The following is a 14,490-nucleotide window of genomic DNA, read 5'->3' as shown; positions in this document are numbered from 1 at the left end:
CCGGGGACGCACGCCCACCGCGAAACCCGCCCCGTCCGCTCCGGGGGACGCCCACCGCGAGACCCGCCCCGCGGCGCCCGCCCGGACCGCCCCGTCCGCCCACGGAGAACCCCACTGCGCGCGCCGCCCCCCGTACGGCAGCATGGGGCCATGTCCGTACTGACGCGCGACGAAGCGCAGACCCGAGCCCAGTTCCTCGACGTGGAGCGGTACACGATCGCCCTCGACCTCACCACCGGCGAGGAGACCTTCGACTCCCGCACCGTCATCCGGTTCACCGCCCGCGCGGCCGGAGACACCTTCGTCGAGGTCAAGCCCGCCACCCTGCGCTCGATCAGTCTCGACGGACACCCCCTGGACCCCGCCCTCCTCGACGGCAACCGCTACCCCCTCACCGGCATCACCGCCGGCCCCCACGAACTGCACGTCGACGCCGCGATGCGCTACTCCCGCACCGGCGAGGGCATGCACCGCTTCACCGACCCCACCGACGGCGAGACCTACCTCTACACCCAGCTGTTCATGGAGGACGTCCAACGCGTCTTCGCCGCCTTCGACCAGCCCGACCTCAAGTCCGTCTTCGCCATCGACGTCACCGCCCCCGAAGGCTGGACCGTCCTCGGCAACGGCGTCGCCGAACACACGGGCCAGGGGCGCTGGACCATCGCCGCCACACCCCTCGTCTCCACCTACCTCGTCGCGATCGCCGCGGGCCCCTGGCACTCGATCACCACCGAGCACGCCGGGCTGCCCTTCGGTATCCACTGCCGCCGCTCCCTCGCGCCCTACCTGGACGCCGACGCCGACGAGATCCTCGACATCACCCGCGCCCTGTACGACCGCTACCACGAGAAGTTCGACGAGCCCTACCCGTTCGACTCCTACGACCAGGCCTTCGTCCCCGAGTTCAACGCGGGCGCCATGGAGAACCCCGGACTCGTCACCTTCCGCGACGAGTTCGTCTACCGCTCCGCCGTCACCGACACCGAGCGCCAGACCCGCGCCATGGTCATCGCCCACGAGATGGCCCACATGTGGTTCGGCGACCTCGTGACCCTGACCTGGTGGGACGACATCTGGCTCAACGAGTCCTTCGCCGAGTACATGGGCTACCAGACGCTCACCGAGGCGACCCTTCCCCGAGCCCTCCACTCCGTCTCCGCGGGAGAGACCCCCTTCCCCGACACCTGGGTCGACTTCGGCGTCGCCCGCAAGGGCTGGGGCTACGACGCCGACCAGCGCCCCTCCACCCACCCCGTCGCCCCGGACCCCGACGCCGTCCCCGACACCGCGTCCGCCCTCCTCAACTTCGACGGCATCAGCTACGCCAAGGGCGCGTCCGCACTGCGCCAACTCGTCGCCTGGCTCGGCGAGAAGGACTTCCTGGCCGGCATCAACACCCACTTCGCCCGCCACAAGTTCGCCAACGCCACCCTCGCCGACTTCATCGACAACCTGGCCTCCGCCACCGACCGCGACGTCCACGCCTGGGCCGAGCAGTGGCTGCGCACCACCGGCATCGACACCCTCACCGCCAGGATCGGCACCCCCGAGACCGCCGAACCCGCGCCGAACGGCAACGGCACCGGGCAGTCCTGGGCCCTCACCGTCACCCGCGAGGGCTCCCGCCCCCACCGCATCACCGTCGGCGCCTACGACCACGCCCTGAACACCCAGGCCGGCCCCGGCCACCTCGCCCCCCGCGACCGCTTCGAGATCGACGTACCCGGCGACGGAACGCCCACGATCCGCCCCGGCCGCCGCCCCGCCCTCGTCGTCCTCAACGACGGCGACCTCACCTACGCCAAGGTCCGCCTGGACACCGCCTCCTGGGACACCGTCCTGACCAGCCTCTCCGGCATCCCCGACGCCCTCACCCGGGCCGTCCTCTGGAACACGGCGCGCGACATGGTCCGCGACGCGCAGCTCCCTCCCGCCACCTACCTCGCGACCGCCCGCAGGCACCTCCCGCACGAGACCGACCTCGCGCTCGTCCAGGGCGTCCTGTCCTTCGCCGCCGGCCAGGTCGTCGACCGTTACACCAACCCCGAAGACCTGCCCGCCGCCCGCGCCACCCTCACCGACCTCTGCCGCGACCTCATCCGCCGCACCGAGGACGGCTCACAGCCGGGCCTCCGCCTCATCGCCGTACGCCACTTCATCGACGCCGCCACCCAGCCCGACACGCTCCGGAGCTGGCTCGACGAAGGCACCGTCCACGGCGGCCCCGAGCTCGACCCCGAGCTGCGCTGGCGCATCCTCACCCGGCTCGCCGTCCTCGGCGCCACCGACGAGTCCGCCATCGCCACCGCGCTGGCCGCGGACCCGAGCGCCACCGGCCGCGAAGGCGCCGCCCGCTGCCGTGCCGCGCTGCCCACCGCCGAGGCCAAAGCCGCCGCCTGGGACGCGCTGTTCACCGACGACTCCCTGTCCAACTACCTCTTCACCGCCACCGCCCAGGGCTTCTGGCAGCCCGGCCAGGAAGAGCTCCTCGCCGCATACGTGCCCCGCTTCTACCCCGACGCGATCGCACTGGCAGCCCGCCGGGGACCCGCCATCGCCGAGGCCGCCGGACGCCACGCCTTCCCCGCGTTCGCCGTCGACCCGGGGAGCCTCGGCACCGGCACCCGCGCCCTGGACGACCCGGACCTCATCCCCGCCCTGCGCCGCAAGCTCGTCGACCAGCTCGACGACCTCCGCCGCGCCCTCGCCGTACGGACCGCCGCCGCCGCGACCGGCTGACCCGACGCGTACGGCCGCGGGGCGGGAAGGAACCGCTTCCCGCCCCGCGGCCGGGACGGGCCCACCCGGACCGTACGGAGATCAGCGGCCGCCGTCGTCGTGGCCCGCGTCCGGGGTCTCGTCCGGGGCGTCCTCCGGGGCGTCGTCCCCGGAGCCGCCCGCCGCCCGCAGATCGGCCAGCAGCTCCGCCTGGCCCGCCAGCACCCCGGTCAGGATCGTCCGCGCCACCCGCAGCAGCTCCGCCACCCCCGGGTCGGCCAGCGTGTAGTGGACCGCCGATCCCTCCCGCCGGGCCGTCACGAGACCGGCGCGGCGCAACACGGCGAGCTGCTGGGAGAGATGGGCGGCCTCGACCCCCACCTCGTTCAGCATCTCCGAGACCGCGTGCTCACGTTCACTGAGCAGTTCGAGCACCCTGATCCGGACCGGGTGCCCCAGCGTCTTGAAGAACTCCGCCTTCAATCGGTACAGCGGCGTGCTCACCGGCGCGGCCCCGTTCCGCACACCGGGAACCCGGCGCACCCCAGCTGACCAGAACTCTTCTCCATGGGGTCATCCTCGCGCCTTCGCGCTCCACGGACGCACCCGGGGACCACACCCGCCCCCGAAGTCACCCAACGGCCCGGGCAGCCGCCCGACAGTCCGGGCAGCCCCCCGACAGTCCGCTCACCGGCCGCCGGGCCGCAGCGGAAGGGTGATCCAGATGCTCTTGCCGCCCTCGTCGACATCGCCCCGCACCACCGCACTGCCGCCAAGACCGTGGGTCAGCTCCATGACGGTGGCCAGACCCCGGCCCGGCGCCGTCCCGGCGGACGCGAACAGCGCCGGCCGATAGGGGTGACGGTCGTGCACGCCGAACGCGAAGGTGCCCGGCCCGCCCGCGAACACCACCGTCACGTTCGGCGAGAGCACCGCCGCATGCCGCACACTGTTGGCCACCAGCTCGCTGAGGATCAGCAACGCCGGATCCCGGCACGCGTCGCCCACCCCCCACTCCAGCAGCACCTGCTCGGCCGTCTCACGGGCGATGCGCACGGCCGGCCCCATCGCGGGCAGCGTCAGCACATGCCGGTACGGCAACGTGTCGGGCGGCGTGATCATCGGGCGGACTCCCGGACAGGAAAACCACCGCCGCGGGCCGGAGAGCCGCGCGGGGGCCGCGCGCCGACGGCGAAACGACCCGTACAGCATGTAGTGAATTGCCGAAATCTGCAATTCACTCATCGAGCAAGAGCAAGAGCAAGAGCGTGGGCGAGGAAGGGAGAAAGGGGCGGCCCCTCCACCCCGCCCCGGCCGCTCGGCCCGAAACCCGCCCAGCCCCCGCCCCCACACGCACCCCCGTCCGTCCCACAACCGCACCCCCACCCCACAACCGCACGCCCCTACCATCCCGCCCCTCCCCAACCAGGCCACACCGATCACCAGTACCCCATGCGAGTTCGGATCGTTGGGCTCTTCGGCCGCGCCGCCCGAAACCCGGGACAGGCCGACAAGAGACCCCCCGCACCCGAAGGACCACCCCACCCATGCCCACCCCACCCCTCGCCGGAGGCACCACGGGCCCCGCCGCCCTCCGCCCCCTCATCGACACCGTCCTCACCGCACTCCACGACGGCGCGACCCTCCGCGGCGGCCCCCTCCCCGCCGGCGGACCCGACACCGTCACACCCCGCACCCGCACCGCCACCCACCCCCTCATCCCCGACCACGGCACCGGCCCCCACCACGCCCTCCGCACCCTCGTCACCGCCCTCGCCGCAGGCGCCGCCGACCCCGCCCACCCCCACTGCGCCGCCCACCTCCACACCCCACCCCTCGCCCTGGCAGCAGCAGCCGACCTCGCCGCCAGCGCCCTCAACCCCTCCATGGACTCCTGGGACCAGGCCCCCGCCGCCTCCACCCTCGAAGCCGACCTCACCACCGCACTCGCCGCAGAGATCTACCCCCACACCCGCTCACCCGACGCCGTCATCACCACCGGCGGCACCGAAGCCAACCAACTCGCCCTCCTCCTCGCCCGCGAACGCCACGGCCCCGTACAGACCATCTGCGGCGCCAACGCCCACCACAGCGTCACCCGCGCCGCCTGGCTCCTCGGCCTCCCCGAACCCGTCATCGTCCCCGCCCCCACCGGCACCCTCGACCTCGCCGCACTCGACGAAGCCCTCACCGAACTCCACCGCCCCCTCCTCGTCGTCGCCACCGCCGGCACCACCGACACCGGCGAGATCGACCCCCTCGACGCCATCGCCGACCTCTGCACCACCCACGGCGCCGAACTCCACATCGACGCCGCCTACGGCGGACCCCTCCTCTTCAGCCCCACCCACCGCCCCCTCCTCCACGGCCTCGACCGCGCCCACAGCGTCACCCTCGACCTGCACAAACTCGGCTGGCAACCCGCAAGCGCCGGCCTCCTCGCCGTACCCGAACGCCACCACCTCACCCCCCTCCACCACCACGCCCCCTACCTCAACGCCGACGACGACACCGAAGCCGGCCTCCCCGACCTCCTCGGCCGCTCCCTGCGCACCACCCGCCGCCCCGACGCCCTCAAGATCGCCGTCACCCTCCAAGCCCTCGGCCGCACCGGACTCGCCGACCTCATCGACCGCACCCTCACCACCGCCCACCACCTCGCCGACCTCATCACCCAAACCCCCACCCTCGACCTCTACGACCGCCCCACCATCAGCACCGTCCTCCTCCGCCCCACCGACGCCGACGACCACACCGTCGCCACCGTCCGCCGCACCCTCCTCCAACGCGGCCACGCCGTCCTCGGCCGCGCCCACGCCGAAGGCCGCCTCTGGCTCAAAGCAACCCTCCTCAACCCCCACACCACCCCCCAGGACCTCCGAGCACTCCTCGACCTCATCACCGACACCACCGCCGACCTCATCACCAACCACGTCACCCACCCACCCGCCACCCCCACCGCGAACCACCCCACCCCTCACCTCACGGAAAGCGACACCCCGCGATGACCGCCCGGCCCGCCCCCGCCCCCGACCAGCCCCACGACCTCGTCGGCATCGGCATCGGCCCCTTCAACCTCTCCCTCGCCGCACTCGCCCACAACCTCCCCGCGAGCACCGACGACCCCCGCCCCCTCGCCGCGACCTTCTACGAACAACGCCCCGCCTTCCACTGGCACCCCGGCCTCCTCCTCGACGGCGCCAGCCTCCAAGTCCCCTTCCTCGCCGACCTCGTCACCCTCGCCGACCCCACCAGCCCCTGGAGCTTCCTCAACTACCTGCGCACCCGCGACCGCCTCTTCCCCTTCTACTTCGCCGAGCGCTTCCACATCCAACGAGCCGAATACGACGCCTACTGCCGCTGGGTCAGCGAACAACTCCCCGGCCTCCACTTCGGCCACCAGGTCGACGCCGTCCGCTGGAACACCGAACGCGCCCTCTTCGAAGTCGACTTCACCCAACTCGACCGCGACGGCGAAGCCGAAGCCCTCGGCCGCGCCTACGCCCGCCACATCGCCCTCGGCATCGGCACCGAACCCTTCGTCCCCGACCCCCTCAAACCCCTCGCCGAAGCCGAAACCGTCCCCGTACTCCACTCCGCCGACTACCTCCGCCACCGGACACGGCTCCTCACCGCCGAACACATCACCGTCATCGGATCAGGCCAGTCCGGCGCCGAGATCTTCCTCGACCTCCTGCGCGCCCGCCCCGAAGGCGCCGAGAAGATCCACTGGCTCGCCCGCACCCAGGCCTTCGCCCCCATGGAGTACTCCAAACTCGGCCTCGAACACTTCACCCCCGACTACAGCCGCTACTTCCACGCCCTCCCCGAAACCGCCCGCGACGAACTCGTCCCCCGCCAATGGCAGCTCCACAAAGGCATCGACGCCGACACCATCGCCGCCATCCACGACGAGCTCTACCGCCGCACCCTCCACGGCGGCTGGCCCGACGCCACCCTCACCCCCGGCGTCCACGTCCGCACCGCCGGACGCGTCGCCGACTCCCGCGTGGAACTCCACCTCGAACACACCCAGCAGGGCACCCGCGCCCGCCTCACCACCGACGCCGTCATCCTCGCCACCGGCTACCGCGAACGCCCCCTCGACGCCGTCCTCGGCAGCCTCGGCCCCTACCTCAGCCGCGACGCCTCCCACCGCCCCCGCATCGACGACCAGTACCGCCTCGTCCTCGACCCCGCCGTCACCGGACACGTCTACGTACAGAACGCCGAACGCCACACCCACGGAGTCGGCGCCCCCGACCTCGGACTCGCCGCCTGGCGCAGCGCCACCATCCTCAACAACCTCACCGGCGCCCACCCCTACCCCCTCCCCGACCGCACCGCCTTCACCACCTTCGGCCTCACCCCCCGACACCCGGGAATCCCCGCCCAGGGACCCGCCCTCGCCCCCCTGAGCCAATCCGTCTGACCCCGCACAACGAACGCCCGGGCCCCCGAAAGAGACCCGGGCCGCTGTCGAAGCGGAAGACTATTCGGGACGCGGCCCGTCCCGGCCGACGTCGATGGTTCTGTGGGCTTCGGCGAGTGCCGTGTCGAGCCCACCGAACAGTTCCCTCGTGGCGGGAACGATTCCGCCGTCGCCGAGCCGGCCGGCGATCCCGGAGCGATGCAGAAGGCGTACGAGTGGAGGCTGGACGCCGCACAGGATCAGCCGGCCGCCCCGGTCGGCGAGCTGTCCGGCGTACCGGTCGAGAAGCTTGAGCATCGCCGAGGACGGCACATCAGGCAGGGCACGGACGACGAGAATGAGAACTGCGCCCCGGGCCCCGTCGGGAGCGGGAAGCTGGGACTCGACGCGGGGCAGTTCGGCGAAGAGCGAAGAGCCGGCGTAGTCGAGGACGGTGATCCTGCCGGGGGTGAGGGCGGCGGGCGGCCGCGCCGTCTCCCAGCGGCCGTCGTCTCTCCGTACGAGGGCGACGAGCTTCGCCTGGCGGGCTGCCTGGGCGCAGTACAGCAGCAGCGAGACAACGGCACCGAGGACGATCGCCTGCTGCAGGGGGAGCTGGGTGGTCGCGAGGAAAGTCAGCACCATGGCTCCGGCCGACACCCATGACGTACGGAGGACCAGCACGATGTCGTGGCGTCTGCCCCAGACGAGCTCGCCGCCGACGACGAGGATGAGCCCGCCGATGACGGGCATGGGGATGCGTTCTGCGAGCGAGCCGCACAACAGGACGACCAGAGCGAGGAAGACGCCGGAGATGACCCCCGCCCAGCGGGTGCGGGCACCGGCGGAGACGGCGACGCCGGTGCGGGACATCGAGCCGCCGGACGGCAGCGCCTGGAAGAGACCGCCGGCGAGATTGGCGTAACCCTGGGAGCGGAAGTCGCCGTTGATGTCGGAGCGTGTCCCGTCCGGGTTGGGCATGGACGGTGCGATGCCGGCGGCCTGCGCGAGCGCGACCAGAGCGACCGAGACCGCCCCCCAGGCGAGGTCGGGGACGGCGGAGAGATCGGGAGCGGAGAAGGAAGGCAGCGAGCCGGGGATGGAAGCGATGTCCCTCACCATCTCCACGTCCGTGGAGAAGACCGCCACCACCAGGCTGACCAGCACCATCGCGATGAGCAGGGCGACGGGTTCAAGGCGTCTGACCGCGCGGGCGAGCGCCCAGACAGCGACGGTGGCGAGAGCGGTGAGGGTAGCGGCGAGTTCCCAGTCGCCGATGTGCCAGAGCCAGTCGGCGAGCTGATGGAGCTTGTTGTGGCCCTGGGGCTGGTAGCCGGTGGCGTCCTTCAGCACCCCGGTGATGATCTGCAGCGCGATACCGGTGGAGAAGCCGGTCATCACCGCGTTCGACACGAAGCTCATCACCGCGCCGAGCCGCAACATGCCCATCAGCAGCATCACCGCTCCGACCATCACCGACAGCAGGGCGACGTTCCCGGCGACCTTCGGGTCCAGGCCCGCCTCCGACAGCACGCTCTGCGAAGTCAGCGCGATGGCACTCGTCAGGGTGGTGACCATCAGAACGGAGCGGGAGGACAACGAGCCGACGATCGCGGGAACGACACCCGCGTACAGCCCGGCGACCGGGTTGAAGCCGGCGATCGCCGCGTACGCCATCCCCTCAGGAATCGAGAAGAGGCCGGTCACGGCACCCGAACCGAGGTCCGCGGGGACGGGCCTGCCGAGGCGGCGGCGAACCCTGATCGTCGTGAGGGCATGGGTGCGCATGGTCGACCGGAAGTCCCCTTCTCCCCGCGGTGATGTGCCACGCGGCCGATGCAGGTCGGGCCGTACGGCGGCATCTGCACGGGACCCTAGATCGGCTTCGGGCCGAGCGCCCGCCCACACTCCGCCCCCCGACGGCCGCAGGCACCTGCCATCACCCGTTCGGTCCGCTCCCACCGGTCGGTCGCCCTCAAGGCGGCCGAGAATGGCGTGACCGGGCTCGCACCGGCCCCCGGAGCGCGCCGGTACGCCCGCCCCGACCTGGAGGTCCCCCTGTGAGCCCTGCCGACGCCGCCCCCGATTTCGCCGATCGAACCGACTTCGAGGACGCCGACCGGGGCCTGGTGGCCGGCCCCGCGAACGCGAGGATCACGGCACCGGACGGGCGGGTGGTCTGGGACTTCGAGGCGACCGCGTTCCTGCGGCAGGACTGCCCCGACACAGCAGACCGCAGCCTGTGGCGCCAGTCGCAACTCTGTGCCAGAGCCGGCCTGTACCAGGTCACCGAGGGCATCTACCAGATCCGGGGCTTCGACCTGTCGAACATGACCCTGATCGAAGGCGAGCGCGGGATCGTCGTCATCGACCCGCTCGTCTCACAGGAGTGCGCCGCCGAAGGACTCGCCCTCTACCGGACCCACCGGGGCGAGCGGCCGGTGACCGCAGTGCTGTTCACCCACTCCCACATCGACCACTTCGGCGGGATCCTCGGCGTGATCAGCCCCGACGACAACGTACCGATCGTCGCCCCCGAGGGCTTCATGGAACACTCCGTCGCCGAGAACGTCTACGCCGGCACCGCGATGCTGCGCCGCGGTGCCTACCACACCGGCGGCGAACTCGAACCCGGCCCGCGCGGCCTCATCGGCGTCGGCCTCGGCTTCACCGCCTCCCACGGACTGCCCAGCCTCCTGCCGCCCACCGTGGAGATCACCCGCACCGGCCAGGAAGAACGCCTCGACGGTGTCCTGCTCCGCTTCCAGCTCACCCCGGACACCGAAGCCCCCTCCGAACTCAACTTCCACCTGCCTGAACGCCGCGCCCTGTGCATGGCCGAGAACGCCACCCACAACCTCCACAACATCCTGACCCTGCGCGGCGCCCTGGTCCGCGACGCCCGGATCTGGTCCCGCTACCTCACCGAGGCCATCAACCTGTTCACCGCCGACTCCGACGTCGTCTTCGCCTCCCACCACTGGCCGACCTGGGGCACCGAACGCCTCACCACCTTCCTCTCCGAGCAGCGCGACCTGTACGGCTACCTCCACGACCAGACATTGCGTCTGCTCAACCAAGGCCACACCGGCACCGAGATCGCTGAGATGATCGAGCTGCCGCCCCGCCTGGCGAACGCCTGGCACACCCGCGGCTACTACGGATCGGTCAGCCACAACGTCAAGGCGATCTACCAGCGCTACATGGGCTGGTACGACGGCCACCCCGCCTCCCTCTGGGAACACCCGCCCACCGCCTCCGCCCAGCGCTACGTCGACTGCATGGGCGGCATCGACTCCGTCCTCACCAAAGCCCGCTCCTACATGGACACCGACGACCTGCGCTTCGCCGCCCAGCTCCTCAAACACGCCACCTTCGCCGCCCCCGACGAGACCCGGGCCAAGGAACTGCTCGCCGAAACCTTCGAACGCCTCGGCCACGGAGCCGAATGCGGCACCTGGCGCAACAACTACCTCATGGCCGCCCAAGAGCTGCGCACCGGCGTCAAACCCACACCGATCACCACCGGCAGCATGACCACCACGCTCTCCGTCGAGCAGATCCTCGACTCCCTCGCCATCCGCGTCAACGGCCCCCGGGCATGGAACCACTCCCTGACCATGCTGTGGCGATTCACCGACCTCGACCAGACATACCGGACGAGCCTGCACAACGGCGTCCTCGTCCACCACCCCGCCACGGACACCTCCGCCGACGACACCGCCGATCTGACGCTCACCCTGACCAAACCACAGCTGACGGACATGCTCACCAGCGGCAGCCTCGACGGCATCGACCACACCGGCGACCCCGGCACCCTGGCCACCCTCATGTCCGTCCTCGACGAACCCGACCCCAATTTCCCGATCGTCACACCCTGACCGACCACAGCCACCCAGCTCGCCCCCCCGCATCCGGACAACGAGACAGCCCACGGGCGACGCCACCGGTCAGACGCTGAAACACCCCACACAGGTTTCGATCCGACCACCCCACGACACACACCACCCCATGCCACAGTGAACCCATGACCCAGACCCCCACACCCACCACCCACCACCCCTACGGAACCCCCACCACCCCCCACGTCACCGTCCGCGGCGAAGCCCACCTCGAAGTCGACCCCGAAATCGCCCACATCACCATCACCCTCACCGCCCGCTCCACCGACCGCCGCACCACCCTCGACGACCTCACCCGCCGCAACACCACCACCCTCGACCTCATCAAGACCTACGGCGACGCCATCGACAAACTGGAAACCGGCACCCTCACCATCCGCCCCGAACTCACCCGCCACGGCCGCGCCGAACGCATCCGCGCCTACCACGGCAGTATCCAACTCACCGCCACACTCAACGACTTCACCGCACTCGGCGAACTCATCGCCCGCCTCGCCAACCACGACCTCACCCGCGTCGACGGCCCCTGGTGGGCACTGCGCCCCACCTCCCCCCACCACGCCACCGCCCGCCGCCAAGCCGTCCAGGAAGCACTCCAACGCGCCCGCGAGTACGCCGAAGCCCTCGACACCCGACTCGACGCCCTCCTCGAACTCAACGACACCGGCACCCACAGCGGGCCCCACATGGCCCGGGCAGGCTTCTCCACCCAGGCGATGACCCACCGAGGCGCGGGCACGGAAGCCGCCACCGACGCCGCACCCGTCGACCTCGAACCCGTACGCCAGACCATCGACGCCCAAGTCGAAGCCTCCTTCACACTCGCCCCGCCGAACCTCGGATAAACGCTCATCAGAGCACCCCGCCGCACAATTCAACAGTTGTCAACAACCCTTCATGAGAAGGTTGTTGAGGTGTCACGCAGAGCCAAATACCTACCCGAAGGTAAGGTTTAGTCTCGAACCATGCGCCGAGCGAAAATCGTTTGTACCCTGGGACCCGCCACCGACACATACGACCAGATCAAAGCCCTGGTCGAAGCGGGAATGGACATCGCCCGCTTCAACCTCAGCCACGGCAGCTACGCCGAACACCAACAGCGCTACCACCACGTCCGCAAAGCCTCCGAGGAAACCGGCCGCAGCGTCGGCATCCTCGCCGACCTTCAAGGCCCGAAGATCCGCCTCGGACGCTTCCGCGAAGGCCCCGTACTCCTTGAACGCGGCGACACCTTCACCATCACCGTCGAACCCCTCGAAGGCGAAGGCACCGGCGACATCTGCGGCACCACCTACGACGGACTCGCCACCGACGTCACCACCGGCGAACGCATCCTCGTCGACGACGGCCGCGTCACCCTCGAAGTCACCGACGTCGAAGGCCCCCGCGTCCACACCACCGTCATCGAAGGCGGCATGGTCTCCGACAACAAGGGACTCAACCTCCCCGGCGTCGCCGTCTCCGTCCCCGCCCTCTCCGAAAAGGACATCGACGACCTCCGCTGGGCCCTGCGCACCGGCGCCGACATCATCGCCCTGTCCTTCGTCCGCACCGGACGCGACATCGACGACGTCCACCGCATCATGGACGAGGAGAACCGCCGCCTCCCCGTCATCGCCAAGGTCGAAAAACCCCAGGCCGTCGACAACATCGACGACATCGTCGCCGCCTTCGACGGCATCATGGTCGCCCGCGGCGACCTCGGCGTCGAAATGCCCCTGGAACAAGTCCCGATCGTCCAAAAGCGCGCCATCAAGCTCGCCCGACGCAACGCCAAACCAGTCATCGTCGCCACCCAGATGCTCGACTCGATGATCGACAACTCCCGCCCCACCCGCGCCGAAGCCTCCGACGTCGCCAACGCCATCATCGACGGCACCGACGCGGTCATGCTCTCCGGCGAGACCAGCGTCGGCAAATACCCCACCGAGACCGTCCGCACCATGTCCCGCATCGTCGAGGCCGCCGAGGAAGACCTCCTCGCCAAGGGCCTCCCGCCCCTCACCGAGCGCAACAAACCCCGCACCCAGGGCGGCGCCGTCGCGAGGGCCGCCGCCGAAATGGGCGACTTCCTCGGCGCGAAATTCCTCGTCGCCTTCACCCAGAGCGGCGACACCGTCAAGCGCCTCTCCCGCTACCGCTCACCCATCCCGCTCCTCGCCTTCACCCCCGACGAGGCCACCCGCGCCCAGCTCAACCTGACGTGGGGCGTCGAGACCTTCCTCGGCCCGCAGGTCGACTCCACGGACGCGATGGTCGCCCAGGTCGACGAGGAGCTCCTGCGCATCGGCCGCTGCGAGAAGGGCGACGTGGTCGTCATCACCGCCGGCTCCCCGCCCGGCGTCGCGGGCTCCACCAACCTGGTCCGCGTCCACCACATCGGCGAGGACGACAGCCCGAAGTAGGGCGGCTCGGGATCAGCTCAGTATTTGGGCCCGACGTGCGCATCCATGAGGGCTACGGATGCCCGTCGGGCTACGGAGATGTTGTACGGCTTGCCCGCGCGGGTGCAGTGTGTCCATACGATGCCGAGTCCGTCGAGGGTGTCGGTGTAGAGGCGGCGGATGTCGTCGGAGACGTTGGTGAAGTAGTACCGGGGGTACTCGTAGCGCTTTTGTTCGCCCTTGACGATCCTGGTTGTCCAGTTCATGTTCCGACATCCGTCGGAGTGGATGAGGCCGCGGATGAAGTGCCACGGGTGGGTGCCGACGATTTCCTGCTGCCACGTTTCGAGAACGATCGGCCGCTCGTGCTTCTTGCCCGGTCCGTGCTGTGGAAAGGCGCAGGTCCAGTGTTTGCTGTACGACTTCACTTCGATGCAGTTGTCTCGCTCACGCCGACCGATGCGCGGCATCGGCATGACCGTGCGCATGGCCGATTCCGCCTCGTCGATCACGCCCGGCCAGATGGCGTCGCAGAAGATCGATAGATGATGCTGCTTGGTCTTCGACGTGATGTGGCCGTCGCCGAGGTACAGCCCCAGTAGGTAGGCGTAGGCGGCGCGATCGACCTGTCGGCCTGTGCACACAGGGCAGTCGGTGGGCGGTTCGTACTGCACACCGCGTCGCTTGCGGTCCTCGTGCAGCCACCAGCCGACGGTTCCGCGCGGCACGTCGAGATGTTCTGCCACTGCTCGATTGGTGCTTCCGCTCCGCAAGAGGGCAAGTGCTTCGTCACGTATCGAGGGGTTGTGCTGCTCCATGCCGCGTAGTTTTCTGCGACCTTCGAAGGGGCGTGCCCGGATCGAAGGAGCGTTCACCAGCAAGGGTGAAGATCGTCAAATTGTCGCTTCGCCTTGGAATCCAAGGAGAAGTGCCCCGAGTCGGATTCGAACCGACGCTGTATGGGTTTTGAATCCATCGCCTCTGCCGCTGGGCTACCGGGGCCCCTTCGAAACGAAGGATACCGAGGACCCTCCGTGCCTCAAACATACCGTAACTAGGTAGGCTCTTGGGA

The 14,490-nt window shown here is 70.1% G+C and carries 10 protein-coding genes and 1 tRNA gene; 6 read left to right on the top strand and 5 right to left on the bottom strand.

Translation table 11 applies throughout. From position 1 onward, the window contains the following. The first annotated feature begins 150 nt into the window (after positions 1 to 150). The gene (gene pepN, locus PSQ21_RS06885) at positions 151 to 2,742 is read left to right on the top strand and encodes an aminopeptidase N (RefSeq protein ID WP_274029513.1); all 2,592 of its coding nucleotides are present in this window, start codon (positions 151 to 153) and stop codon (positions 2,740 to 2,742) included. An 81-nt stretch (positions 2,743 to 2,823) separates the two neighbouring features. Here the strand turns inward: pepN and PSQ21_RS06880 are convergent, their stop codons facing one another. Both PSQ21_RS06880 and PSQ21_RS06875 read right to left on the bottom strand, forming a co-directional pair. Then, complete coding sequence (locus PSQ21_RS06880) at positions 2,824 to 3,225, bottom strand: ArsR/SmtB family transcription factor (RefSeq protein WP_274029512.1); 402 nt, start codon at positions 3,223 to 3,225, stop codon at positions 2,824 to 2,826. Between the two features lie 183 nt (positions 3,226 to 3,408). Next, a complete protein-coding gene (locus PSQ21_RS06875) occupies positions 3,409 to 3,843 on the bottom strand; it encodes an ATP-binding protein (RefSeq protein WP_274035661.1) in 435 nt (144 codons plus the stop codon). 425 nt (positions 3,844 to 4,268) lie between these two features. Between PSQ21_RS06875 and PSQ21_RS06870 the strand changes: the two genes are divergently transcribed. Continuing rightward, the gene (locus tag PSQ21_RS06870) at positions 4,269 to 5,729 is read left to right on the top strand and encodes a pyridoxal phosphate-dependent decarboxylase family protein (protein ID WP_274029511.1); all 1,461 of its coding nucleotides are present in this window, start codon (positions 4,269 to 4,271) and stop codon (positions 5,727 to 5,729) included. Next, on the top strand, positions 5,726 to 7,153 hold the full coding sequence (locus PSQ21_RS06865; RefSeq protein WP_274029510.1) for a lysine N(6)-hydroxylase/L-ornithine N(5)-oxygenase family protein: 1,428 nt from the start codon (positions 5,726 to 5,728) through the stop codon (positions 7,151 to 7,153). Before PSQ21_RS06870 ends, PSQ21_RS06865 begins: the two co-directional genes overlap by 4 nt. A gap of 60 nt (positions 7,154 to 7,213) precedes the next feature. Here PSQ21_RS06865 and PSQ21_RS06860 read toward each other — a convergent pair whose 3' ends face one another. Beyond that, complete coding sequence (locus PSQ21_RS06860; RefSeq protein ID WP_274029509.1) at positions 7,214 to 8,920, bottom strand: SulP family inorganic anion transporter; 1,707 nt, start codon at positions 8,918 to 8,920, stop codon at positions 7,214 to 7,216. Positions 8,921 to 9,192: 272 nt separating this feature from the next. Between PSQ21_RS06860 and PSQ21_RS06855 the strand changes: the two genes are divergently transcribed. The 3 genes from PSQ21_RS06855 (at position 9,193) to pyk (ending at position 13,439) form a co-directional block, all read left to right on the top strand. Beyond that, a complete protein-coding gene (locus tag PSQ21_RS06855; protein WP_274029508.1) occupies positions 9,193 to 11,013 on the top strand; it encodes an alkyl/aryl-sulfatase in 1,821 nt (606 codons plus the stop codon). A gap of 146 nt (positions 11,014 to 11,159) precedes the next feature. Beyond that, positions 11,160 to 11,879, top strand: a complete 720-nt coding sequence (locus tag PSQ21_RS06850; protein WP_274029507.1) for an SIMPL domain-containing protein — start codon at positions 11,160 to 11,162, stop codon at positions 11,877 to 11,879. Between the two features lie 120 nt (positions 11,880 to 11,999). Continuing rightward, entirely contained in the window at positions 12,000 to 13,439 is a 1,440-nt protein-coding gene (gene pyk / locus PSQ21_RS06845; protein ID WP_274029506.1) for a pyruvate kinase, read from the top strand. 17 nt (positions 13,440 to 13,456) lie between these two features. On the opposite strand, the gene PSQ21_RS06840 is transcribed toward pyk, so the two are convergent. Further along, positions 13,457 to 14,236, bottom strand: coding sequence for a helix-turn-helix domain-containing protein (locus PSQ21_RS06840; RefSeq protein ID WP_274029505.1), 780 nt, complete (start codon positions 14,234 to 14,236; stop codon positions 13,457 to 13,459). A gap of 111 nt (positions 14,237 to 14,347) precedes the next feature. Beyond that, a tRNA-Leu gene (locus PSQ21_RS06835) sits at positions 14,348 to 14,420 on the bottom strand. Between the last annotated feature and the right edge of the window lie 70 nt (positions 14,421 to 14,490).

This window comes from Streptomyces sp. MMBL 11-1 (assembly GCF_028622875.1).
GTDB lineage: Bacteria > Actinomycetota > Actinomycetes > Streptomycetales > Streptomycetaceae > Streptomyces.
Note: the sequence above shows the minus strand (reverse complement) of the source record. Positions and strands in the feature narration are given on the sequence as shown.

What these genes read in the sequence shown, in the direction of transcription:
- pyk (WP_274029506.1), top strand. Translation starts at nt 12,000, where the DNA reads ATGCGCCGAGCGAAAATCGTTTGTACCCTGGGACCCGCCACCGACACA.
- PSQ21_RS06840 (WP_274029505.1), bottom strand. Translation starts at nt 14,236, where the DNA reads ATGGAGCAGCACAACCCCTCGATACGTGACGAAGCACTTGCCCTCTTG.
- PSQ21_RS06875 (WP_274035661.1), bottom strand. Translation starts at nt 3,843, where the DNA reads ATGATCACGCCGCCCGACACGTTGCCGTACCGGCATGTGCTGACGCTG.
- pepN (WP_274029513.1), top strand. Translation starts at nt 151, where the DNA reads ATGTCCGTACTGACGCGCGACGAAGCGCAGACCCGAGCCCAGTTCCTC.
- PSQ21_RS06870 (WP_274029511.1), top strand. Translation starts at nt 4,269, where the DNA reads ATGCCCACCCCACCCCTCGCCGGAGGCACCACGGGCCCCGCCGCCCTC.
- PSQ21_RS06865 (WP_274029510.1), top strand. Translation starts at nt 5,726, where the DNA reads ATGACCGCCCGGCCCGCCCCCGCCCCCGACCAGCCCCACGACCTCGTC.
- PSQ21_RS06860 (WP_274029509.1), bottom strand. Translation starts at nt 8,920, where the DNA reads ATGCGCACCCATGCCCTCACGACGATCAGGGTTCGCCGCCGCCTCGGC.
- PSQ21_RS06850 (WP_274029507.1), top strand. Translation starts at nt 11,160, where the DNA reads ATGACCCAGACCCCCACACCCACCACCCACCACCCCTACGGAACCCCC.